The organism is Streptomyces sp. NPDC028928 (assembly GCF_055564915.1).
On sequence record NZ_JBVHVI010000007.1, the window covers coordinates 396783 to 420098 of the forward strand.

Annotated in this window: 15 protein-coding genes; 6 read left to right on the top strand and 9 right to left on the bottom strand. The window is 71.2% G+C overall.

Annotated features, from left to right (window positions below; genetic code table 11):
- The first annotated feature begins 409 nt into the window (after positions 1–409).
- Complete coding sequence (locus ACZ4U1_RS19595) at positions 410–2335, top strand: flavin-containing monooxygenase (protein ID WP_467904688.1); 1926 nt, start codon at positions 410–412, stop codon at positions 2333–2335.
- 39 nt (positions 2336–2374) lie between these two features.
- On the opposite strand, the gene ACZ4U1_RS19600 is transcribed toward ACZ4U1_RS19595, so the two are convergent.
- On the bottom strand, positions 2375–3382 hold the full coding sequence (locus ACZ4U1_RS19600; RefSeq protein ID WP_467904690.1) for a hypothetical protein: 1008 nt from the start codon (positions 3380–3382) through the stop codon (positions 2375–2377).
- Positions 3383–3691: 309 nt separating this feature from the next.
- Between ACZ4U1_RS19600 and ACZ4U1_RS19605 the strand changes: the two genes are divergently transcribed.
- Together ACZ4U1_RS19605 and ACZ4U1_RS19610 are read left to right on the top strand one after the other, a co-directional pair.
- Positions 3692–4672, top strand: coding sequence for a LysR family transcriptional regulator (locus tag ACZ4U1_RS19605; RefSeq protein WP_467904691.1), 981 nt, complete (start codon positions 3692–3694; stop codon positions 4670–4672).
- Positions 4673–4819: 147 nt separating this feature from the next.
- Positions 4820–6421: a M4 family metallopeptidase gene (locus ACZ4U1_RS19610; RefSeq protein ID WP_467904693.1), complete on the top strand. Its 1602-nt coding sequence runs from the start codon at positions 4820–4822 to the stop codon at positions 6419–6421.
- An 88-nt stretch (positions 6422–6509) separates the two neighbouring features.
- Here the strand turns inward: ACZ4U1_RS19610 and ACZ4U1_RS19615 are convergent, their stop codons facing one another.
- The 5 genes from ACZ4U1_RS19615 to ACZ4U1_RS19635 form a co-directional block, all read right to left on the bottom strand.
- A complete protein-coding gene (locus ACZ4U1_RS19615; protein WP_467904695.1) occupies positions 6510–7673 on the bottom strand; it encodes a substrate-binding domain-containing protein in 1164 nt (387 codons plus the stop codon).
- A gap of 27 nt (positions 7674–7700) precedes the next feature.
- Positions 7701–8795: an ABC transporter permease gene (locus tag ACZ4U1_RS19620; RefSeq protein ID WP_467904697.1), complete on the bottom strand. Its 1095-nt coding sequence runs from the start codon at positions 8793–8795 to the stop codon at positions 7701–7703.
- Positions 8792–10321, bottom strand: a complete 1530-nt coding sequence (locus ACZ4U1_RS19625; RefSeq protein ID WP_467904698.1) for a sugar ABC transporter ATP-binding protein — start codon at positions 10319–10321, stop codon at positions 8792–8794. Before ACZ4U1_RS19625 ends, ACZ4U1_RS19620 begins: the two co-directional genes overlap by 4 nt.
- 140 nt (positions 10322–10461) lie before the next feature.
- Complete coding sequence (locus ACZ4U1_RS19630) at positions 10462–13266, bottom strand: SpoIIE family protein phosphatase (RefSeq protein WP_467904699.1); 2805 nt, start codon at positions 13264–13266, stop codon at positions 10462–10464.
- 87 nt (positions 13267–13353) lie between these two features.
- On the bottom strand, positions 13354–14322 hold the full coding sequence (locus ACZ4U1_RS19635; protein ID WP_467904700.1) for a cyclase family protein: 969 nt from the start codon (positions 14320–14322) through the stop codon (positions 13354–13356).
- Between the two features lie 229 nt (positions 14323–14551).
- Between ACZ4U1_RS19635 and ACZ4U1_RS19640 the strand changes: the two genes are divergently transcribed.
- Positions 14552–16621: a SpoIIE family protein phosphatase gene (locus ACZ4U1_RS19640; protein WP_467904701.1), complete on the top strand. Its 2070-nt coding sequence runs from the start codon at positions 14552–14554 to the stop codon at positions 16619–16621.
- 39 nt (positions 16622–16660) lie between these two features.
- On the opposite strand, the gene ACZ4U1_RS19645 is transcribed toward ACZ4U1_RS19640, so the two are convergent.
- Positions 16661–17554 carry a S1 family peptidase gene (locus ACZ4U1_RS19645; protein WP_467904702.1) on the bottom strand — a complete coding sequence of 298 codons (894 nt, stop codon included), beginning with the start codon at positions 17552–17554 and terminating at the stop codon, positions 16661–16663.
- A 356-nt stretch (positions 17555–17910) separates the two neighbouring features.
- On the opposite strand from ACZ4U1_RS19645, the gene ACZ4U1_RS19650 reads away from it, so the two are divergent.
- Positions 17911–19101, top strand: a complete 1191-nt coding sequence (locus tag ACZ4U1_RS19650) for a S8 family peptidase (RefSeq protein WP_467904746.1) — start codon at positions 17911–17913, stop codon at positions 19099–19101.
- Between the two features lie 67 nt (positions 19102–19168).
- Here ACZ4U1_RS19650 and ACZ4U1_RS19655 read toward each other — a convergent pair whose 3' ends face one another.
- Positions 19169–21229 (bottom strand): galactose-binding domain-containing protein, encoded by a 2061-nt coding sequence (locus ACZ4U1_RS19655; protein WP_467904747.1) that lies wholly within the window; start codon positions 21227–21229, stop codon positions 19169–19171.
- Between the two features lie 238 nt (positions 21230–21467).
- Between ACZ4U1_RS19655 and msrA the strand changes: the two genes are divergently transcribed.
- A complete protein-coding gene (msrA, locus tag ACZ4U1_RS19660; protein ID WP_467904704.1) occupies positions 21468–21989 on the top strand; it encodes a peptide-methionine (S)-S-oxide reductase MsrA in 522 nt (173 codons plus the stop codon).
- A gap of 13 nt (positions 21990–22002) precedes the next feature.
- Here msrA and ACZ4U1_RS19665 read toward each other — a convergent pair whose 3' ends face one another.
- A complete protein-coding gene (locus ACZ4U1_RS19665) occupies positions 22003–23034 on the bottom strand; it encodes a fatty acid desaturase family protein (protein WP_467904706.1) in 1032 nt (343 codons plus the stop codon).
- Positions 23035–23316 lie beyond the last annotated feature (282 nt).

The window sequence follows — 23316 nt, forward strand, 5'->3', positions numbered from 1 at the left end:
AGAACCCGTCGAATACCTCGGGTGCTCCCCGCACCCAAGGCCCCCCTCTCGGGCTCCAAGAATTGATCATTCACACGAAGATCATTACTGGTCGCCTCGTGTCCGAACAGCTGAAGCACGGTCAATCTAGACCATGGGAACCGATATGAAGAGGGGATGTGTGGAATTTGTGCGCAAGCTTTGAGACGGGAACAACTGCTCGATGGCCTCCTGAGGATGCCTTTACGCCACCGCGCCCCGGCGGTTGGCCCAAAGGTGACCGTCGCGTTCATGTGACGCGCCTTGACCGCTTGATCGGTCACTTTTCAACCAACCTGCCGATCAAGGAAGTTAAGGTAGGTGCTGGTGTGTCCACGACAGCCAGGCGATGACTTCATACCGAAGACTTCATACCGAAAGGAACGGCCCCATGGGGACACGTGACGAGCCCCGCAAGGAGTTACTCGACGCGAGCGACGAGACCATCGAGGACGCCGTCCGGTACGCCGACCCGATGGTGCTGCGGGGCCTGCTGTACCAGCTGACCGGGGACGAGGAGGTCGCCGCGACGAAGGTGACGACCGTGCCGGCAGGCGCCCTCTCCCTGCAGGTCCTGTACCGCGACGAGGACATCGCGCTGCTCCAGCGGAAGGCGGCACGGTTCCTGAAGGCGTACCGCGCCGCGGGAGCCGGGGCCATCGAGCCCGGTCCGGCCGAGCGCCTGCCGGTCAGCCTGACGCTGGCGGCGGGCCAGGACATCCCCGAGGACGACATGGGGCTGTGGCTGGAGGACCTCGCCCTGGACCCGTGGGCGCGCGCCCTGCAGTGGCAGGGTCCGCCGCCCCGCGAGCGGCTGGAGGAGTTCCACGTCACCGTCATAGGCGCCGGCCTGGGAGGCCTCAATGCCGCCGTCCAGCTGAAGCGGGCAGGTATCCCCTACACAGTCATCGAGAAGAACTCCGGTGTCGGCGGCACATGGTGGGAGAACCGTTACCCGGGCTGCCGCGTCGACTCCCCGAGCCGCGCGTACACACACCTGTACGGCGTCGACTTCGGTTACCCGTACCCCTTCTGCCCGGCGGAGAAGAACGCCGAGTACCTGGACTGGGTCGCCGACGAGTTCGACGTCCGCACCGACATCGTGTTCGACACGGAGGTGCGCGCGATGGACTGGGACGAGGGCTCCGGGACATGGGCGATCCACGTCACAGGCCCGCAGGGGGAGTACACGGTCCGCTCCAACGCGGTCATCTCCGCCGTGGGCTTCCTGAACCGGCCGAACGTTCCCCGGATCGAGGGGGCCGAGGAGTTCGACGGCCCGTCCTGGCACACAGCCCGGTGGCCGGAGGGGGCCGACCTGGCCGGCAAGCGGGTGGCGGTCGTCGGAACGGGCTGCACGGGCTACCAGCTCATCCCGGAGCTGGCCCTGGAGGCCGGGCACGTCACCGTCTTCCAGCGCACCCCGCAGTGGCTGTTCGGGGTGCCCGGCTACCGCTCGCCCTTCCCCGAGCAGGTCACCTGGCTCGACCGGAACATGCCGTACCACACCAACTTCATGCGGTTCAGGGCGACGTACGCGACCGAAGCGCTGGGGAGCGTGACCGAGATCGACCCCGACTTCGACGATCCGCACGCCCTGAGTGCCGCGAACAAGGCGGCCCGGGACAACGCCCTGGCCTTCCTCGAGAGCAAACTCGGCGATCCCGAGCTCGTGACGAGGATGACACCTCCGCATCCCGTGCTCGCGGCGCGACCGGTCCTGGTGGATCCCGAGTACAGCGTCCTCGACGCCATCCAGCGCGACGACGTCACCCTCGTCACCGACGGCATCCGCCGGATCAACCGCACGGGGATCGAGACGGAGGACGGCACACAGCACGAGCTGGACGCGATCGTCTACGCGACCGGCTTCCGCGCCCGGGACTACCTGTTCCCGATGAAGGTCACCGGTCGCGGCGGGCTGACGCTGGACCAGCTGTGGAGCGAGGGCGGGGCGCGGGCGTACAAGGGCTGCATGATGCCGGGCTTCCCGAACCTGTGGACCATCTACGGCCCGAACACCAGCAGCATGCTCAACATCCCCACCTACCACGAACTCATCACCGTCCACGCCCTCGAATGCATCGAGCGCCTGGTTCTCGACGGCAAGAAGGCGATCACGGTCAAGGAGGAGCCGTACTGGCGGTTCAACGAGGAGGTCGACCGGCGCAACCTCACCAAGACCTGGAGTGATCCCCGGGCCCGCAACTACTACTGGACGGAGGTGGGCCGCACGGCGACCCAGTGCCCCTTCTCGGCCGGCGAGGTGTGGCGCTTCCTGCGCCATCCGGACTTCGCGGACCTCGAGATCCGCTGAGTCCGGATACGGCGCCCGGTCCGTACGCGCTCGACGCGATCAGAAGTCCTCGTCTGCGAGGTCCTCGCCGCCGAGACCGCTCACGTCGATGTCGGGATCGTCCATCGGCGCGCCGCCGAAGAAGCCCTGCGCGATGTCGCCGAGGTCCAGCTCCTTGGCACCGGCCGGGGCGGTGGGCTTGGTGCCCTCGCTCATCCGCAGGGTCAGGCCCAGCTTCTTGACCTCGGCGTCGTCGGCCAGCTTGGCGAGGTCCACGTCCACCTCGGTCAGCTCACCGTTCTTGAGGGTGAAGTCCGCCGTCACCTTCTTGTCGGGGGCGTCCTTCAGGTCCTTGTCCGTCGGCAGTTCCATGCCCGGCGGAAGGTCCTTCGCCAGGGGGCGGATCTCGCCGAACAGCTCGGTGACGAGCGTGCGGAAGGGGGCCGTGGCGGTGACGTGCTCGGTGCCGTCCTCACCGCCGGCGGTCTTGAAATCGACCTCACGGGCGACCACCTTGCGGAGGGCGTCCACGAGCTTCTTCTGCGTCTTGGCGTCGAAGGACGGTGCGGGCGCGGGAGCGCCCTCGGCCTCCGCGCCCCCGGTGGCCTTCTCCATGTCCTTGGTGCTGAACTTCACCCACTTGCCCTCGAGGACGTTCTTGAACGCCCCGGCCTCCGGGGGCAGGTCGTCGGCGGACGGTACGGGGCTGCCCGTCACCTTGCCGAGGGTGTCCATGTCGGCACGGACGTAGGCGACGTCGCCGATCACCCGGTACTCGGCGAGGTCGCCGTCCGGGCTGCTGACCTTCATGGCCATGCCGACGAAATCCTTCTCGCCGGAGTCCTCGAACGGCTTCTTCGACTGCACGGTCAGAGTGATCTTCGCGCCGCTGAGCATGTCGGCGGCCTCGTCCGGGATCTCCTCACCGGGCTCCGGGTCGGACTTCGCGTCCAGCGCCTTCAGGGACGCGGCGTCGGTGTCCAGGTCGAGCTCGAAGGAGAGCCGGTTCTTCTTGCCGAGCTTCTCGAAGGCCCGGTCGAGCTTCTTGCCGGCGGAGAGCTGCTCCACCGTTCCGCAGGCGGCGGACCCCGCGAGGACGACACCGGCGATGGCGGCGGCGGTCAGGGTCTTGTGTATGGCGCTGATGATGGTCTCCTCGTGGATCCGATCACGACATGATCGATCAGAAGACTCACGACCTGCCCGGATGGTTGCCCTGCTGGTGGGAAACGCCCCCGCGTTCGCTCGCAGGTTTTACCGTTCCGTGGTTGTCGTCCGGAACGGGCTCGTCGGATTCTTGGTCACCATGCCCTCGGGCAGCTGGTTCTGCTGGTCACGGGGGGTGCAGGGGTCCCCCGCGCTGAGCGGGGATTGTTCATGCACCTGGAGTTCCGGCACCTGCGTGTCCTGCTCACGGTCGCCGAGGCCGGCAGCATCCGGAAGGCCGCCGCGCGCCTGCAGCTCTCTCAGCCGGCCATGAGCGCTCAGCTGAAGCGGATCGAACTCGAACTGGGCGGCCCGCTCTTCGTCCGCGGTGCCGACGGGGTGAAGCCGAACGAGAACGGGCAGTACGTCCTGAGCTGCGCCCGTGACCTCGTCGCCGGCTTCGACCGGCTGCGCGCGCACGCGCGGTCGGCGGCCGAGGCGGACAGACGGGCCGCCGCGCCGCTGAGGGCGGGCGGAACCGCCGGCCCCCTGGTGTCCCTGCTGCTCTCCGCCCTCTTCGAACTCCTCCCGGAGCGCCGGCTCACCATAGACGCCCGCCGCTCCGTGCACACCCTGGTCAAATCGCTGAGCCAGGCGAAGTGCGACATCGCGGTGTTCGGTGAGTTCCCGGGCTTCCCGCTCCCGGTCGGAGAGTCGGTGGCGACGCGCACCCTGCTGCGCGAGCCGGTCTTCGTCCTCCTCGCCGAGGACCATCCGCTGGCGCGCCAGGAGACGGTCAGCCTCCGGGAACTGGCCGACGAGGACTGGGTGATGCCGGAGGCCGACGAGAGCGGTGTGCACGCGTACCTGCATCTCACGTGCCAGTCGGCGGGGTTCACCCCGCGCATCGCCCATGTGACGCCGGACCTGTCGGTGGCGCAGATCCTGGTCGCCGGCCGGCGTGCCGTCTGCGGGGTGTGGCCGACCGCCGACGTCTCCGCGCAGGGCACCGTGCAACGGCCTCTCGTGGACGTCCCCTTCCACCGGCGGCTGATGCTGGCCTGGAACAGGGAATCGTTTCCGTCGGAGCTGGCCGACGCGGCGGGCGAGCGTCTGCTGGCCGCCTATCTGTCGCTGGTGCGGCAGCGGCCGCAGTATCTGGCCTGGTGGGAGGGCGGGGGAGAGGAGTTCGCCCTCGGCGAGGAGAGGTGACCGGCCGGGCCGCGGCCACCGGTGCCCTATAGCTCCGCGGTTATATCCCAGATGGGATCACGTCAGGAACATGTCACCTGGTGAACACTTCGCGTCAACGTCCACGGGACGTCGTCACCCCACGACGAGCGAAGGAATCACCCCGTCATGCCCCGTCCTCTTCTTGCCCTTTCCGCGATGGTCGCCGCCGGCGTCATCACCGCGGGTGCCATGGCCGTACCCGCGTACTCGCAGCCCCACGCAGCACAGAGCGGAACGTCCCCGCGCGACACGGCGATATCCCAGGCCAAGGCGAACGTGGCCCGGCACGCCGACACCTTCGGGTTCGGCGCGGGCCAGACGCTCAAGGCGAAGGACGTCGTGATCGACGCCGACGGCACCCAGCACGTCCGCTTCGAGCGGACCTACCGCGGACTCCCCGTCGTCGGCGGCGACTTCGTCGTCCACCAGAAGGCCGACGCCACGCTCAAGGGATCCACCCGTGCCAAGGCCCACAAGGTGGCGCTCACCTCCGTCACTCCCGCCGTCGACGCCAAGGGCACCGCCGCCAGAGCCCTGAAGCGCTCGCACGGGCTGGTCCGCAACGCCAAGTCCACCCCCGAGCTGATCGTGTGGGCCGCCGACGGCACCCCGCGCCTGGCCTGGCGCACCACCGTGCAGGGCCTGGGCGACAAGGGCCAGCCGCACGGCGAGGTCTTCGTCACCGACGCCACCACCGGCGCGGCGATCGAGAACTACGACGCCGAGCGCGAGTCCACCGGCACCGGCCACTCCGAGTACACCGGTGACGTCAGCCTCGACACCACCCAGCAGGCCGACGGAACCTACGCCCTGATCGACCCGCTGCGCGGCCACATCACCAAGGACGCGCACAACATCTCGTCCTCGTCCCTGAAGAGCACCTCCGGGACCCTGTTCACCGACGCCGACAACATCTGGGGCGACGGCAGGAAGTTCTCCACCGACCGCGCCACCGCCGCCGTCGACGCGCACGCCAACACCGCCAAGACGTTCGACTACTACAAGACGACCTTCGGCCGCAACGGCATCAAGAACGACGGCCGCGGCGCCACCGTCTTCGTCCACGTCGGCACCAACTGGGACAACGCCCAGTGGTCGGACACCTGCTTCTGCATGATGACCGGCGACGGCAACGGCACCGTCGACCCCGAGCAGGTCGACCTCGACACCATGGGCCACGAGATGACCCACGGCGTCACCTCGGCCACCGCCAACCTGCGCTACAGCGGGGAGTCCGGCGGCCTGAACGAGGCCACCAGCGACATCCTCGGCACCATGGTCGAGTGGTACGCCGACAACCCGATCGACACCCCCGACTACCTCTTCAGCGACCAGTCCACCCCGCCGTGGCTGCGCCGCTTCGACAAGCCGTCCCTGGACGGCCGCTCCGCCGACTGCTGGTCGAAGTCGGTCGGCCGGCTCGACGTGCACAACTCCTCGGGCGTCGGCAACCACTGGTTCTACCTCGCGAGCGAGGGCAGCGGGGCCAAGACCATCAACGGCGTCTCCTACAACAGCCCCACCTGCAACGGCTCCACCGTCACCGGCATCGGCAACCAGAAGGCCTCCGCCATCTGGTACCGGGCGCTGACCGTCTACATGACCTCCACCACGGACTACAAGGGCGCCCGCACCGCGACGCTGAACGCGGCGAAGGACCTCTACGGCGCCACCAGCCCCGAGTACGACACCGTGGCCGCGGCCTGGAGCGCCGTCAAGGTCCTCTGACCCGGCCCCACCAGCCGCCCGTCCGCCGCCCCGATCCGCAACAGGGCGCGACGGGCGGCTGGTCCGGTGATCGGTCCCGGGCGGCCCGTCACCTGCCCCAGATCCTCCGGTACGCCTCGCGGTAGCCCGAGGGGTTCCAGGTCGTGGCGCCCGCGCTGTTGTCCGCCGTGGAGATGTGGACGGGCGCGACATAGCCGCTGGCCGGGCGGCCGGAGAAGGCGCGGTTGAACTCGTCGAGGATCTGCCACCCCTGCAGCGACAGCGGTTCGGGGACGGTGGCCGCCTGGTACTGCCTGGTGTTGATGCGCTGGAAGGCGGACGGGTCGCCGTCGCCGGCGCCGATGTTGAAGGGCGGCCCGGAGCCCTTCTCCCCGGCCGCGCGGAAGGCGGGGGCGGCGTCGGCGAAGTACAGGTCGTTGATCGCGACGGAGTGGGTCCACCGACTCCCGAAACGGGAGAGCAGGACGGAGACCTCCCGGGGCGTACGGCTGCTCGCGTCCGGGATCGGGATGTTCTCGTACGCCAGCAGCCGCACGCCCCGACAGGCGGCCAGCGCCTTCCTGATCAGCTCGGACTTGTGCTGGGCGAAGGGGATCGAGGCGTCGGTGAACAGGACGACCCCGGCGTTGCCGCGGGAGCGTGCGATGACCCACTGCGCGCTGATCGAGGCGACGTCGTCCACGTGGGTGGTGACGTTGGTGAAGAGCCGGGGTCTCGTGCTGGGGCCCGGGGACGCGACCGCGTGCCAGCCGATGAGCGGGATGCGCGCCGCGGTGGCCCGCGCGACCTGCTGCGAGGTCGAGTTGGGGTCGAAACCACCGATGACGATGCCCGAGGGCCTGAGCGCCACGGCCTCGCTCAGCGCCGCCTGGATGCCGGCGGGGGTGCCCTCGCCGTCGATCACCCGGACCGTCCAGCCGATGACCCGCGCGGCCTCCCGCACCCCCTGGGCGACACCCGCGACCCCGGGGTTGGTCATGGTCTGCGCGACGTAGACGATCGTCCTGCCGCGCACCGCCGTGGGGCCGCCGGCCGGCCCGTTCCAGGGGATGTCGGTCTTCTCCGCCCGGGCGACGGCGGCCTCGGCCTCGGCCTGGGCCGCGGGGCAGCCGCTCGGGCCCGTGGCGGAGGGGGCGGTGTCATGCGAGGAGCCGCGTTCGCAGCCCGTGAGGGCGGTGGCCGCCAGCAGCAGGGCGACGGAGACCGATCGTGCCTTGACGACGCCGGGGACGGCCTCGCGGTCGCGGTGCACGGCAGCTCCTTCCGGACGGGACGCGGATCACGGGGTGGTGCCCGGCGTGCCGCCGTCCCGCCCCGAGGACGGCGGCTGCGGGGACGGGGCGGGCGCCTCGCGGGGCGCGTCGGCGCCGGTGCGCAGGCGGCGGGCGGAGTAGCCGGCCAGGCCGACGGCGAGCAGGAGGGTGCCGCCGTAGAACAGGGGGATCGTCCAGAAGTCGGCGCCCAGCTGGCCGATGCCGGTGAGACCCACGGCGAGTACGGCGACGGCGACGAGCGTGCCCAGGGCGTTGGGCCGGCCCGGTCTGATCGCGGTGGAGCCGAGGAGGGCGCCGACGAAGGCGGGCAGCAGGTAGTCGAGGCCGACGCTGGGATTGCCGATCTGCTGCTGGGCCGCGAGCAGCACCCCGGCGAAGGCGACGATCAGTCCTGACGCGGTGAACGCGTAGACGGTGTACCTGCGGGTCGGGATGCCGACGAGATCGGCGGCGCGCGGGTTCGAGCCGACGACGTACAGGTACCGGCCGAGCGGCAGCCGCTCCAGCACCAGCCAGAGGACGACCGTGAGGACGAGCACGTAGAAGGCGGGGACCGGAAGGCCGAGGAAGCCGGAGTCGTAGAGATCGGTGAAGGCCGCGGGGAGGCCCTGGGGGCCGGGGACGATCCGGCCGCCTTTGGTGACCCAGCCGGTCACGGCGTACATCATGCTGCCGGTGCCGAGGGTGGCGATGAAGGAGTCGATCCGGCCGAACTCGACCACGACACCGTTGAGGACCCCCACGGCCACCCCTCCGGCGACCACCACCAGGCAGGCCCACGGCCAGGGCCACCGCTCGTTCACCACGAGCTGCATCACCATGACGTGCGCCAGGCCGAGGCCGTAGCCGAGGGAGAGATCGAACGCGCCGGTCACGATGGGGACGGTGGCGGCGAGCGCGAGGACCGCGGGGATCGACTGGCTGGACAGCAGCGCGTGGATGGTGTCCCGCGTGGGGAACGTCCGCGGCAGCAGCAGGGAGAAGACCAGGAAGAGCACAGCCGTGAGGGCCGGCAGGCCGTAGGCGCCGATGTGGTGTGCGGCGGGCCCGCGCCGGCGCGGCCGCGACGGGGGCGTGGGGGGAGTGGGCGGGGTGGTCATGAGGCCGTCGCGGTGCCGGCGGGGGGCAGGGCCGAGGCCGCCCGGGTGAGTCCGGCGACCGTGAGGGCCGGACCGCTCAGCTCGGCCGCCAAGGCCCCACGGACGAACACCAGCGCGCGCCGGCACACGCCCGCGACCTCCTCGAAGTCCGTGGAGACGAGCAGCACCGCGAGACCGCCGGCCAGGGCCTCGTCGAGCAGGCGGTAGACGGCGGCCTTGGCCCCGACGTCCACGCTCGCGGTCGGTTCCTCCAGGATCAGCAGGCGCAGCCCCACCCGCAGCCACCGGCCGATCATGACCTTCTGCTGGTTCCCGCCGGACAGCGTGCCGATGGGTGCCTCGGTGTCGCGGGGCCGCACCGCGAACCGTTCGATCAGGCCGGCGGCCTCGGCGCGTTCGCGGCGCGGGGCGATCCACCGCAGCGCCGGCAGGCCCCCGGCGCGCGGGTTGGCCAGGAGGTTCTCCCGTACGGTCAGCTCGGCGGCGCAGCCCTCACGCAGTCGGTCGCCGGGCACGAAGCCGACGCCCAGGCGGACGGCGTCGGCGACCGTGCGGGGGCGGTACGGCCGGCCGCCGAGGAGTGCCCGGCCGCCGAGCAGGGGCCGGGCACCGGCGAGGGCCCGGCCCAGGTCCATGTGCCCCGCGCCCGAGAGACCCACCAGGCCGAGGACCTCCCCGGCCCCGAGTTCCAGGCCGACCGGTCCCGCGCCCACGGTCCGTACGCCGTCGAGGGTCAGCACGGCCGGCCCGTCGGCGGGAGCCGGCGCGGGGCGGTGGGCGGCCGGTTCCTCGCCGACGATGTCGTGCACCAGACGGGTGGGGCTGTGGCCCGCCAGAGCGCCGTGGCTGACGAGGCGGCCGTCGCGCAGGACGGCGAAGGCGTCGGCGACCTCGTACACCTCGTCCAGGCGGTGGCTGACGTAGAGGATGCCGTGGCCCTGGTCGCGCAGGGCGTGCAGGACGCGGAAGAGCCGGGCGCAGTCCGTCGCGGGCAGTCGGGCGGTGGGCTCGTCCAGGACGATGAGCTTCGCCCGGGCGGCCAGGGCGCGGGCGATGGCGACCAGCGAGCGTTCGGCGGGGGAGAGGAGGGCGACCGGCGCGGCCGGGTCCAGGTGTCCGGCGACCGCCCGCAGGGCCTCGGCGCAGCGCTCCCGGGCGCGCCGCCAGGAGATCACTCCGGCACGACGGGGATATCCGATGCTCAGGGCGATGTTCTCGGCGACCGTCATCCACTCCACCAGTCCCAGGTCCTGGTGGATGAAGGACATGGCGCGGGAGGCGGCATGGCTGCCGAGCGGGTGGCCGTCCACCGTGATCCGTCCCGCGTCGGCGTGGTGGACGCCGGCGAGCACCTTGATGAGGGTGGACTTTCCGGCTCCGTTGGGGCCGAGGAGGGCGAGGACGCTGCCCGCGTGGACGTCGAGGTCGACCCCGTCCAGTGCGCGGGTCCCGCCGAACCGCTTGGCGAGCCCGCGGATGCGGACCAGCGGCTCCGCAGGGGTGTCGGGAGGGTCGTGCACGGACATCTCCGAAGGTCGGCCTGGCGAGTTCTTCCCGACGGTCGCCCCTGATGCTAGTGGCCCTATAAGCGGCATTTACCGTATTTGCCGCTTTCGGTAACGCCAATGGGTCAGCGGCGCCGCCGGGTGGCGGACGCGGTCGGGCCTCAGACGCCGTCGAGGCCGCACTCGGCCCAGATGACCTTGCCCTGGGGCAGGTAGCGCGTGCCCCAGCTCCGTGCCAGCTGGGCGACGAGGAACAGGCCCCGGCCGCCCTCGTCGGTGCTGGCCGCCCGGCGCAGGTGCGGGGCGGTGTTGCTGGCGTCGGAGACCTCGCAGATCAGGGTGCGGCCGTGGAGCAGCCGTACCCGGACGGGGCCGGAACCGTGGCGGATGGCGTTGGTGACCAGCTCGCTGAGCATCAGCTCCGCGGCGAACGCGGCCTCGTCGAGCCCCCAGTCGGTCAGCTGGCGCATGGCGCGGGCGCGGACCTCGCCGACGACGGCCGGGTCCGGCTCCAGGTCCCAGGCGGCGATCCGGCCGGGGTCCAGGGCGTGGGTGCGGGCGACGAGCAGGGCGATGTCGTCGCAGGGGTGGGCGGGCGCCACGCTGTTCAGGACCACCTGGCAGGTCTCCTCGGGCGTGCGCTCGGGGTGGGCCAGCGCCGTGCGCAACTGGTCGAGGACCCGGTCGACGTCGCGGTGCCGGTCCTCGATGAGTCCGTCGGTGTAGAGGACCAGCTGGCTGCCCTCGGGCAGGTCGGTCTCGACCGCTTCGAAGGGCAGTCCCCCGAGGCCGAGCGGAGGCCCGGCGGGCAGCTCGGGGAAGGACACCGTGCCGTCGGGGCCGACGACAGCGGGCGGCGGGTGTCCGGCGCGGGCCATGGTGCACCGCTGGGTCGTCGGGTCGTAGACGGCGTACAGACAGGTCGCGCCGATGATGTCCGTCGTGTCGGCGGCGGGGTCCTCCCGGTCCAGGCGTCCCACCAGGTTGTCGAGGTGGGTGAGGACTTCGTCCGGGGGGAAGTCGAGTTCGGCGAAGCTGCGGGCGGCGGTGCGCAGCCGGCCCATGGTGGCGGCCGAGAGCATGCCGTGGCCGACGACGTCCCCGACCATGAGCCCGATCCGGGTGCCGGAGAGCGGGATGACGTCGTACCAGTCCCCGCCCACGTCGGACTCCGCGGGCAGGTAACGATGGGCGACCTCGACGGCGTCGTGGTCGGGCAGCCCGTGCGGGAGCAGGCTGCGCTGCAGGGCCAGGACCATGGTGCGTTCGCGTGTGTAGCGCCGGGCGTTGTCGATGGACAGGGCGGCACGGCTGGCGAGTTCCTGGGCCAGTGAACGGTCGTCGTCGCCGAAGGGTACGGGATCCCGGCCGCGGTAGAAGGCGGCGACGCCCAGCACGACACCGCGGGCCACCAGGGGGACGGCGATCAGGGAGTGGACGTGGGTCAGCAGCTCCCCGGTGTGCTCGGGGTCGTGGGCGAGCCAGCCCGCGGCGGCCTTCAGGTCCGGTTCCAGCACCGCCTCCCCGCCGGTCAGACAGCGCAGCTGGGGCGTGGCCGGGCCGTAGTCGACCTGCTTGCCGACCGGATGGAAGGGACAGTCGTCGCGGATGCCGTGGACCACCGTGCGGTGCAGGTCGCCGCGCGGGTCCGCGGCCTCCTCCCCGCGCAGTACGGCCTCGGGCAGGTCGATCGTGACGTAGTCGGCGAGTTTCGGTACCGCCGTCTCCGCCAGTTCCTGGGCGGTGCGGCGCACGTCCAGGGTGGTGCCGATGCGCGTACTGGCCTCGGACAGCAGCTCCAGGCGGCGTCGTGCGGCGAGGGCGTGCCGCGCCACCTCCGGCTCCCCGACGAGCAGCAGCCCTCGCGACGGGGGCGCGGGGCCGGGACGGCCGTCCTCCGCCCCGGCGGAGGAGATCCGGCCGGGGACGGCGACGGCAGCGGCCCCCGCCGGCACTACGGCGCGGGAGGAGGCGGCGGCCTCGGCGGGGAAGCCCGGCAACGCGTCGATCTGCCGTGGCGCGACCAGGGGATGCCGTGGTGCGGGGCCGGGCAGGACGGCCTCGATGGCCAGGCCCTCCACGCCGGTGGCACTCGTCATCGGACGGCTCATCAGCGTGACACGCCGGCCGTCGGAGAGGGGGACGTGGACAGCGGCCCGCTGCGCGAAGGAGATCAGCTCGGTGGCCTTCTCCATGAGGATCGCCCGGTCACGGGGGTGCTGGGCGAGGGCCAGTTCGTCCAGCCCGACGGTGTGGTGACCGCTGACCGCGGCTTCGGCCTCGGTGTCCAGGTACGCCCGCAGCAGCGCGCGCTCGCGGGCGGAGCTGTGCCCGAGCAGCCGCCGTTCGATGGCTCGGGCGGCTTTGCGGATGACGGTGGCCAGCGCGGGGTCCTCGTAGCCGCGGGGATAACCGAAGCAGAGGACGCCCTCGATACGGCCGCTGAGCAGGTCGCGGACCGGGAGCGCGCGGCAGGCGCTGCCCTGGGCGCGCTCGGCGAAGTGCTCGGCTCCGTAGACGTGGACGAGCTGCCGCTCCGCCAGCGCGAGACCGATGCCGTTCGTCCCCGCGTACTGCTCGGCGAACACGAACCCCGGCACGCGCTGGATCGCCGGGAGGCTCCTGGCCAGGGACGACTCTCCGAAACGGCGCAGCAGGACGGTGCCGTTCGCGTCGGCGACACAGATGTTCATCTGCGTGCCGGCGAACCTGTACTGCAGCCGGTCGAGCACCGGCACGGCCGCGCTGACGATCCGGGCCTCCGTGTCGAGGTCCTCGCGGAAGGGCAGGTCGGACCGGTCCGGGGAGAGCCCCAGGGACCGGCAGCGCTGCCACGAGTCGGAGATGGGCGTCCGCACGCGCGCGTCGACCGGCCCGCCCTCCAGAAAACGCTCGCGCGAACGGGCGGGCTCTGCGTCGCCTGTCGCACGCCCCCTCGGTGTCGGTGCCCCGCCGGACCGAACCACGCTTCGCCTCACTCGCGATAGTCCGCTTTTCGGAAACAGTCTGACATAAAAGGAGAATACGGACATGGTGTGGACGTCGGGCGGTCGTCACAGGACCGCCACCGGGTTGACCGGTGACCCGGTTCCGCCCGGCACCTTCAGCGGCGCCACGACCAGCAGGAACGCATACCGCCCGGCCTCCGCGGTCGCGGCGGAGAGTGCTTCCAGGTCGAGGTTGTCCAGCAGCGGGACCCCCATCGCGGCCACGGCCAGGGCGTGCACCGGCGAGTGCACGCCCTCCACCGGCGAGGGCCGCACATCGCTGTCGCCGTCCCCGCCGAGCAGGGCGACACCCCGCTCGGCCAGCAGCGGTACGGCGTCCACGTGGAAGCCCGCGCTCGCCGTGTCCGGGTCCCAGGCGCCCAGCTCCGTGCGGCGGCGGACCTGCCCGGACCGCAGGAGCACCGCGTCACCCTCGCCGATCGTCACACCGAGCGCCCGTTCCGCGGCGGTGATGTCCTGCGCGTGCACCGCGCGTCCCGGCTCCAGCCAGCGGACCCCGAGGACCGCGGGGAGGTCGAGGAGCACACCCCTCGTGACCAGGGGCCCCAGTGTCGACACCGCGCCGAAGCGGACGCCTTCGCTGCCGACGACATCGGCGGCGGTCCGGCCGTCGTAGAGCTGTCCCCGGTAGGCGATGTGGGACAGGGCGTCGAGATGGGTGACGCCCTTGCCGTGGTAGTCGGCGGCGATGAAGTCCTTGTGGGCGGAGGGTTCCGGGCTCTCGACGTCACCGAGGTCGGTCATGTGGTGGAGGGCGGGCCTGGGGTTGCCGGGGCCGGGGCGGGTGTTCCAGGGCAGCGCCAGCGGGACGACCACGCCGGACCGCACTCCGGCCGTGGCCCGCCGCACATGGTCCGGGGTCACACGGTTCCAGGCCCCGCGGTCGGCCGGGGTCCAGTGGCCCCAGGTGCGGACCGCCTCGAAGAGCGCGTCGAACTCCGGGCGGGAGACGGCGGGCCCGTTGCCGGCAACGGCGGGTCCGGGCTCGGGGGCGTCGGCGGACGTCGAGGTCATCTGTACTCACCACTCACCGTTCTCCGGGCGTGACACCGAGGAGCGTGGCGCTCGTGATCAGCTCCAGCTTCGCACGCGACCGCGCCGCCCGGCCCGTGCCCGCGGCGGCCCGGTGTGTCCACCAGGTGGTCCAGGTGTTGTGCCGCCCCGGTCTGCGACGACCATGGATGGGGAGAACGCCCGCCGGTACCGCACGAGCCATGGCACCGAGCGGGAGGGAGGATGAGGCATGGGTACGACGGACTCCTCCCGATCAGGCGACGCCCGGTCGGCGGCAGGCCCGGCCACGCCGCCCAGCGGCCTGCTCGATCTGCTGAGCGTCGCCGCGGTGGTGCTGAACACGCACGGCCAGGTCGTCTTCTGGAGCACGAAGGCCGAGGAGTTGTTCGGCTACACCGCGACGGAGGCGCTCGGTCAGTACGCGGCTCCGCTCACCATCCACGAGGAGCACCGGGACGAGGTGATCAAGCTGTTCGCCGAGGTCATGGAGTCCGGCACGGACTGGGCCGGGGCCTTCCCGATCCGGCACAAGGACGGCAGCACCCGCCTGGTGGAGTTCCGCAACATGCGGCTGCTGGACGACCTCGGTGACACCTACGTCCTGGGCCTCGCCGCGGACCAGGCGGCCGTGGAGCGGGTCGAGCGGGACGCCGCCCTGGCCATGCGCCTGGTGTCCCAGTCCCCGGTCGGGCTCGCGATTCTCGATCCGCACCTGCGGTACCTCGCCGTGAACCCCGCCCTCGAACGCATCAGCGGCCAGTCCGCCGCCGACCGTCTCGGCCGGCCGGTCGGCGAGGTCCTCACCTACCTGTACACCAACCCCGAGGCACGTCTGCGGCGGGTCCTGGAGACGGGCGAGTCGGTCGTGGACCGGGACATCGTCTGCCGCCCCCCGGCGGACCCGGACCACGAGCACGCCTGGTCCGTCTCGTACTACCGGCTGGAGGACTCCGCCGGGCGGGTGCTGGGCCTGGCCTACTCCGTCATCGACGTCACCGAGCGCCATCAAGCCGCCGCCGAAGCGGCACAGGCCCGGCAACGGCTGGCACTGATCGCCAGGGCGTCCGCCTCCGTGGGGACCACCCTCGACCTGGAGAAGACGGCGTGCGAGCTGGCCGACGTCGTCGTACCGGTCCTGGCCGACGTGGCGGCCGTGGACGTCCTCGACAGCGCCCTCGACGGCCGGATCGCACCGCACGACGGCCCGGCCCGCTTCCGCGCCCTCGCCGTCAGCGCCTCCCACGCCACCGAGGCGGTCCGCGCGGCCGATCCGCCGGGGGAACTCGCCACCTACGACAGCGACCGCCTGATCACCCAGTGCGTGCGCACCCGTCAACCGGTTCTGCTGCCCCACACCGACCGTCAGGACCTGGAGCGCATCGCCCGCCACGGCGAGGCCGCCGCCCGGCTCGCGGCGGCCGGCGTGCACTCCTACCTGGCCGTACCGCTACTGGCCCGGGGTGAGGTCCTCGGCGCCCTCGACCTCAAACGCACCCGGAACCCGGCCCCCTTCGATGACGACGACCTGTTCCTCGCCTGGGAGCTGGCCTCCCGCGCCGCGGTCTGCATCGACAACGCCCGCGGGTACCAGGCCCAGCGCCATGCGGCCCTCACGCTCCAGCGCAGTCTGCTGCCCGAGCCCCCGTCGCACCTGCCCGGTCTGGAACTCGCCTGCCGCTACCAGCCGGCCGGCGTCACGAGCGAGATCGGCGGCGACTGGTACGACGCCATTCCCCTCCAGGGCGACAAGACGGCCCTGGTCGTCGGGGACGTCATGGGCAGCGGTATCACGGCCGCCGCCACCATGGGTCAACTCCGCAGCATGGCCCGGGCGTTCGCCGAACTCGCCCTTCCCCCGGCGGAGGCCCTGCGCCACCTGGATCACCTGACCGAAGGTGTCGAGCAGACCATCACCACCTGCATCTACTGCGTCTACGACCCCGGCCGCGGCGAGTGCGAGATCTGCCTCGCCGGTCATCTGCCCCCGGCCCTGCTGCGGCCGGGTGAGGCGGCCCGGCTTCTCGACCTGCCCACCGGGGCCCCGCTGGGCGTCGGCGGGGTGCCCTTCGAGGCCACCACCATCCCCTTCGGCCCCGGTGACGAGCTGGTCCTCTACACCGACGGCCTGGTCGAGACCCGCAGCGAACCCATCGACGCCCGCCTGCACACCCTGCTCGACGCCCTCACCGCGACGCGTGGACACGATCTGCGCGACTCCTGCGACCGCATCCTCACGATGCTCCGGCCGCCCGGCGGCGACGACGACGTGGCCCTGCTCATCGCCCGGGCCCGGCCCTGAACGGGCCGGGTCACCGGGCGAGTTCGACGCTCCCGCCGATCAGCGGCCGAGCAGCCGCTTCATCTTCCTGCCCTGGGCCGACTCGCCCAGGGTGTCCCACAGCTTGGCCGAACCGGTGTACGTGTACACGCCGGGAGCGCCCTGGGCCGCGCAGCCGTCGCCGTACGACACGATGCCCACCTGGTAGACCCCGCGGCGGCCCGGCAGCTTCCGGAACATCGGTCCGCCGCTGTCGCCCTGGCAGGAGTCCTTGCCCTCGACGCCCGCGCAGACGTTGACCTTCTTGTCGTAACCCGGGTAGGACGCCTTGCACTCGATGTGCGACACGATCGGGACGTCCACCGCGCGCAGCCGGTCGGGGTAGTCGGGCACCTCCGTGTCGGTGTTGCCCCAGCCGATGACCGTCGCCTTGGCACCCGGGCGGATGAGGGCGTCCGTGCCCGCGGTCGGCAGGTTCACCGGCGCCGTGCCGGTGACCGGCTTGTCGAGGACCAGGAACGCGATGTCGTACGCCTCCTGGCCCCTGGCGTAGCGGGGGTGGACGACGATGTCGGTGACATTGCGCAGGTGGCCCTGGTTCTTCTTGGACAGCACGGTGCGGCCGACGACCGTTTCGAGCTGCTTGGGCTGCTCGCCGACGACGCAGTGCGCGGCCGTCATGACGACGTTCGGGTCCAGCAGGCTGCCGCCGCAGAACTGCCGGTCGTGCGGGTTGCCCCGGCCCTTGGCCAGCAGCGCCGCCATGAACGGATAGGAGCCGACGGGCTTCTCGGTGCCGCCGATGATCGGCTTGTCCGGGCGGCCGGGGTGTGCCGGTGTCGCCGCGCCGGCCGTCCCGGCGGCCGTACCGACGAGTCCGAGCACCGCGCCGGCGGCGATCGCGGCGGCGGCGATCCGCCGGGGCGCGGTTCTGTGGGCGGTGGAAAGACGCATGGGGGGGTGTCTCCGATTTCCGTCGACGGTGACCTGCCGCTGTGTCAGAGGGGATCGTGCGCAGGGAGGTTCCCCGCACCGCACGTGAGCAGACGGTGAAGAAATCGGCACGGATAATCCCGGCCTGTTCCTTGGGTATTCAACCAGCGTTGAGCGCTGCACGTTTGCGCTTCGGTTGCCTCGAATGTGCGTGAATCCTGTGGAGATCGATCTTCCGGAAGGTGTCAGGAGCACATCAAGGGATTGATCTGCTCGCGACAAGTCGGCACGCTCCAGAGCACGCGCAGCGCTGCCGTTCGACCGCGAATCCCCCCACTTCCACGAGGAGACCCCTCTTGACGGCGCAACACAAACGCATGGGCAAGGCCAGGACCGCCACCGCGATCGCGGCCGCCGCAACCGTCGTAGGCACCGCCTTCTACGTGTCACCCATGGCCCAGGCGGGACAGCCCGCGGAGGGCACGGTCTACGGCCTGAACGCCGAAGGAGCCGTGGCCGGCAGCTACATCGTCCTGCTGGACCAGAAGGCGTCCACGGCCGAGAAGAAGGAGCTGGCCACCGAGTACGGCGGCGAGCTCAGCCGGAGCTACGGCTCGGCGGTCAACGGCTTCTCCGCCGACAGCCTCACCGAGACGGAGGCCAAGCGCCTCGCCGCCGACCCCGCGGTGTCCACGGTGGTCCAGAACAAGAAGTTCCACATCGACGCCGGCCAGGACAGGCCGCCGTCCTGGGGCCTGGACCGCATCGACCAGCAGGACACGGCCGGTGACGGCAAGTACACCTACCCGGACAAGGCCGGCGAAGGGGTGACCGCGTACGTCATCGACACCGGCGTACGCATCAGCCACAAGGACTTCGAGGGCCGCGCCTCCTACGGCTTCGACGCCGTCGACAACGACGACAAGGCCGACGACGGCAACGGCCACGGCACCCATGTGGCGGGAACCGTCGCCGGTGCCGCCCACGGTGTGGCCAAGAAGGCCAAGGTCGTCGCGGTGAGAGTCCTCGACAACAACGGTTCCGGGACCACCGAGCAGGTCGTCGCCGGTATCGACTGGGTGACCAAGAACCACCAGGGTCCCTCGGTGGCCAACATGAGCCTCGGCGGAGGCGCGGACCCGGCGCTGGACGAGGCGGTCAAGAAGGCCATCGCCTCGGGCGTCACCTTCGCGGTCGCCGCCGGCAACGAGTCGGCGGACGCGGGCCAGGGTTCACCGGCCCGGGTCCCCGAGGCCATCACGGTCGCCTCCAGCACCAAGGACGACGCCCAGTCGGACTTCTCCAACTTCGGCAAGGTCGTGGACCTGTACGCGCCGGGCTCGGACATCACCTCCGACTGGAACGACAGCGACCAGGGCACCAAGACGATCTCCGGCACCTCCATGGCCACCCCCCACGTCACCGGAGCAGCCGCCGTCTACCTGGCCGGGCACCCGGACGCCAAGCCCGCCGACGTCGCCGCCGCGCTCACCGGTGGCGCCACCAGCGACAAGATCAGCAACCCGAGCGGCGGAACGCCCAACAAGCTGCTGAAGGTGACCGAGTAGGTCCACGAGGACCCTGAAGCCCGGCGGTGCCGCCCCTGCTCCACGGCGGCACCGCCGGGCCCTTTCGTCAGCTGCTGTGGATGCCGACCTCGTACAGCGAGTAGCCCCACCGGGTGCCACGCTCCGTGCCCGCGACGCGGACGTAGCGCGCCGGTGTCCCGGTGAAACGCGCGGTGTCGAGACCGCCGTCGCCCGTGCCGGTCGACCAGACCGTCTGCCAGTTCGCGCCGTCCGTGGAGAGCTGGATGCCGTACGCCTTCCCGTACGCCCGCTCCCAGTCGAGCGTGACCCGGCCGACCCGGTGGGTCGAGCCCAGGTCGATCCGCAGCCACTGGTTGTCGCTCCACTCGCTGGCCCAGCGGGTGTCGCGGGTGCCGTCGACGGCGCGACCGGGGGCGAAGCCGGTGAACGGGTTCCACCACTCCGCCGAACTGGCCGTGGCCGACGCCCCGTCGGCGAGGTTGACCCCCGCCTGGTGCCGCTCGGTCGCTCCCCAGGTGTCGAGGTAGGACTCGGCGCCGCGGAACAGGTCCTTCACCACGTCCTGGCCGCCGACGAGCCGGATGTCCTCGATCCAGTCCGGGACGAGGCCGTAGTGCGCGGCCCCGTCGGTGTTCAGGTCCCAGGTGCGCTCACCGGTGGTCACCCGGTCGATGACGGAGCCCCCGTCGACGCTGCGGAAGGGGTACGTGACCTTGTTCGGCGCGTCCGCGCCCCGGGGTCCCGGCCAGCCGCCGACACCGTTCATGTCCGTGCCGTACCCGTAACCGACGCCGTACTTGTCCCGCAGCGCCTTGGTGCGGTGCGCCTCGGCGACGAAGCCCTCCGAGCCGTTCATGTACTGGGCGACGAAACCGCCGAGACCGTAGACCCGGTCGGTCCAGTTCATGTCCATCCAGCTGTGCGAGGAGATCACGCCGGGGTAGGACGCGGACTCGAAGATGTCGAGCGCGCGGCCGACGGCCTTGACGCTCATGTGGTCGATCTCCAGCATCATCTTGCGTTTCATCATGCCCCGCACGGCGTACTCACCGAGGTCGGTGAGCCCCCGCACGTTGCACCGCGCGTCCGCGTCGTACGAGGGAACGCTCACGCCCGCCGGGAGCTTCGCCTCGGCCCCGGGCGCCGCGGCCGAGCCGATGGGGTTGTCGGCTTGCGGCCCCGCGCACTGCTCCGTCTTCCAGAAGGTGCCGGTGGACAGGAACTGCCCGACGTTGATGGCCGTTCCGAGGCTGCCGGAGTCGAAACGCACCCCGCACAGCGCGTTGTCGAACTTGTGGCACAGGAACATGCTGCGCACGCCCAGCGCGTACAGCTCGTCCAGACCGGCGTCGATGTCCTTGCGGTCGCACTGCGGTACGTCCAGGACCTGCTTGCAGCCGAAGGGCTCGGAGGTCTCCACGCCCAGGACGACCGCCAGCTTGCCCTGCCGGACGACCTCGCGGGCCTGTGCGCTGTCGGTGACGATCCGGAACCAGCCCTTGCCCGGGCCGCCGTACATCCTGTCGACGTAGGCCTGGAGGTCGTACGTCAGCTTCGCCTGGAGCCGGATGGACGTCATCTCGTCGCAGCCGCGGTCCTTGAAGAAGTACACCGAGCAGATCACGCCGTTGGTGACGAGGTCGTTGACGAGCACCCGCTGGCCGCCGCGCCAGGCCCGTTCCACCCACGCGTAGTAGTTCTGCTGGTGGGTCAGCGAGTCGTGCGCCGGCCAGTCCTTGAAGGTGGGCCAGCCGACCGGGTCGTGCCTGCCGTCACCGCCCTTGGTGATGAAGTCGAAGACGGCCAGCGAGCCGTCGGGGTAGTGCTCGGGGCAGTCCTTGAGCGCGTCGGCGATCCCGGCCTCGGAGAAGACCTTGCCGCAGATGAGCCGGCCGCCGAAGGCCTCGTTGGCGAACAGGTGGTCGTGGGCGTCCACGAACCCGCGCACCTCGCCCCGGGCGTCGGTTCCCGTGAACGGCTCGCCGGTGACGCCGATCCCGGAGTCCGGTGACGGCCGTGCGCCCGGGACCCACCAGTCGTTCCCGGCCGCCGAACTCGGGGTGGGGCCGAGCACGGCGGCCAGGACGAGGAGGAGCAGCGAGACTACGGTGACGTCTGTGCGTCGGCGGTACGGGCGGCTGGTCATGGCCACGGCCCACGTCCCTCGGTCGACGGGAAACCCGATTGTCATGTCTACGTAAACTGTGCGCCATGAGGATGGGCGGTGCGGCCTGCCGAGTCAAGACACCGGTCGCGAGGCCGGCCGCGGGCATGCCGCCCGGCCCGCTCGATGGTTACTCGCGCGTAGTAATAAGCTGGAGGGACGTGAGAACCGTACGCACACGACCGCGCCGGACAGCGGCTCGAAGGTGAGGGAGCGACCGATGGCATCGGAAACCGAGCGAGCCGTACTCGCGGGCGGTTGTTTCTGGGGGATGCAGGACCTGATCCGCAGGCAGCCGGGCGTGGTGTCCACCCGCGTCGGGTACAGCGGCGGCGACACGCCGAACGCCACCTACCGCGACCACGGTGACCACGCCGAGGCCATCGAGATCCTCTTCGATCCCGCGGTCACCAGCTACCGCGACATCCTGGAGTTCTTCTTCCAGATCCACGACCCGACCACGAAGGACCGCCAGGGCAACGACATCGGGCGCAGCTACCGGTCCGCCATCTTCTACACCGACGAGGAACAGCACCGCGTCGCCCTGGACACCATCGCGGACGTCGAGGCGAGCGGTCTGTGGCCGGGCAAGGTGGTCACCGAGGTCGAGCCCGTGGGCGACTTCTGGGAGGCCGAGCCGGAGCACCAGGACTACCTGGAACGCTATCCGGACGGCTACACCTGCCACTTCCCGCGCCCCAACTGGAAGCTGCCGCGCCGGACCTCGTCCCCGGCGAGCTGAGGCGTCCCGCTGCTCACGCCCTGCGCCGCTGCCTGATCGGCTCTCCCACGCGGTGCAGGTGCGTCAGCGCCTCGCGGTAGGACCGGATCAGTCCGGTCTCGTGGTACGGCACCCCGATCTCGGCGCAGTACTGCCGCACGATCACCTGGGCCCGGCGCAGATGGACCGTGGGCATGCTCGGGAACAGGTGGTGCTCGATCTGGTAGTTGAGCCCGCCCAGCATCACGTCGGTGAACCAGCCGCCGCGCACGTTGCGGGACGTCAGCACCTGGCGGCGCAGGAAGTCGAGCCGCTGGTCGCCGGTGAGCGTCGGCATGCCCTTGTGGTTGGGGGCGAAGGTGCAGCCCAGGTACACGCCGAACAGGCACTGGTTCACGGCGAGGAACGCCACCGCCTTGCCCGGTGAGAGCACCAGGAACAGGGCGGAGAGCACGGCGGCGACGTGCAGCAGGAGCAGAGCGCCCTCCAGCAGCCGGTTCTTCATGAACGGTGAGCGCAGCGCCCGCACGCTCGAGACGTGCAGGTTGAAGCCCTCCAGCGTCAGCAACGGGAAGAACAGCAGCGCCTGGTGCCCCCCGAGGAGGCGGGCCAGGCCCCGGCTGGCGCGGGCCTGGTCCGCGGACCACACCAGGATGTCCGGGGCGACATCCGGATCGAGTTCCTCGTGGTTGGGGTTCGCGTGGTGGCGGGTGTGCTTGTTCATCCACCACCCGTAGCTCATCCCGATCCCGAGATTGCCGAACAGCAGCCCTCCGATCTCGCCGTGCCGGCGCCGCCGGAAGACCTGCCGGTGCGCGAGGTCATGAGCCACCAGGGCGACCTGCCCGAACACCAGGGCCAGGAAGGCGGCCACGGCCAGTTGCCACCAGGTGTCGCCGAGGGCGAAGAAGGCTCCCCAGCCGGCGGCGAACGAACCGATCACGAGAGCGAGCCGCACGGTGTAGTAGCCGGGTCGCCGCTCCAGCAGGCCGGCTTCGGTGATCCGCCGGGCCAGCCTCGCGAAGTCGCTGCCGGTCGCGACGGGGACATCAGGAGTGATCGTCATGCCGAGAATTCTGGGTTCGGCCGTGCCGCCCGAAGAAGCCTGCCAGCCACCGTATGCACACAAGGCCCGTCCCCACCCCCTGCCGGGGGTTTACCCCCGGGTGCGCCCGGGATCCCGGTCGGCGGCAGGCTCTCGGACCGCCTGAGGAGCGTGACCTGGGCCACATCTCCAGGTCTTCCACCGCGCCCGGTGGAGGCGTAGGTTCCGTATACCCCGCGAAGGCGCCCTCGGTGGCGCTGGTCCGCCGGTCCCGGGGCGGCGGACCAGCGGGGGCCAAATCTG

What these genes read in the sequence shown, in the direction of transcription:
- ACZ4U1_RS19595 (WP_467904688.1), top strand. Translation starts at nt 410, where the DNA reads ATGGGGACACGTGACGAGCCCCGCAAGGAGTTACTCGACGCGAGCGAC.
- ACZ4U1_RS19605 (WP_467904691.1), top strand. Translation starts at nt 3,692, where the DNA reads ATGCACCTGGAGTTCCGGCACCTGCGTGTCCTGCTCACGGTCGCCGAG.
- ACZ4U1_RS19610 (WP_467904693.1), top strand. Translation starts at nt 4,820, where the DNA reads ATGCCCCGTCCTCTTCTTGCCCTTTCCGCGATGGTCGCCGCCGGCGTC.
- ACZ4U1_RS19620 (WP_467904697.1), bottom strand. Translation starts at nt 8,795, where the DNA reads ATGACCACCCCGCCCACTCCCCCCACGCCCCCGTCGCGGCCGCGCCGG.
- ACZ4U1_RS19625 (WP_467904698.1), bottom strand. Translation starts at nt 10,321, where the DNA reads ATGTCCGTGCACGACCCTCCCGACACCCCTGCGGAGCCGCTGGTCCGC.
- ACZ4U1_RS19635 (WP_467904700.1), bottom strand. Translation starts at nt 14,322, where the DNA reads ATGACCTCGACGTCCGCCGACGCCCCCGAGCCCGGACCCGCCGTTGCC.
- ACZ4U1_RS19640 (WP_467904701.1), top strand. Translation starts at nt 14,552, where the DNA reads ATGGGTACGACGGACTCCTCCCGATCAGGCGACGCCCGGTCGGCGGCA.
- ACZ4U1_RS19645 (WP_467904702.1), bottom strand. Translation starts at nt 17,554, where the DNA reads ATGCGTCTTTCCACCGCCCACAGAACCGCGCCCCGGCGGATCGCCGCC.
- ACZ4U1_RS19650 (WP_467904746.1), top strand. Translation starts at nt 17,911, where the DNA reads ATGGGCAAGGCCAGGACCGCCACCGCGATCGCGGCCGCCGCAACCGTC.
- ACZ4U1_RS19655 (WP_467904747.1), bottom strand. Translation starts at nt 21,229, where the DNA reads ATGACCAGCCGCCCGTACCGCCGACGCACAGACGTCACCGTAGTCTCG.
- msrA (WP_467904704.1), top strand. Translation starts at nt 21,468, where the DNA reads ATGGCATCGGAAACCGAGCGAGCCGTACTCGCGGGCGGTTGTTTCTGG.
- ACZ4U1_RS19665 (WP_467904706.1), bottom strand. Translation starts at nt 23,034, where the DNA reads ATGACGATCACTCCTGATGTCCCCGTCGCGACCGGCAGCGACTTCGCG.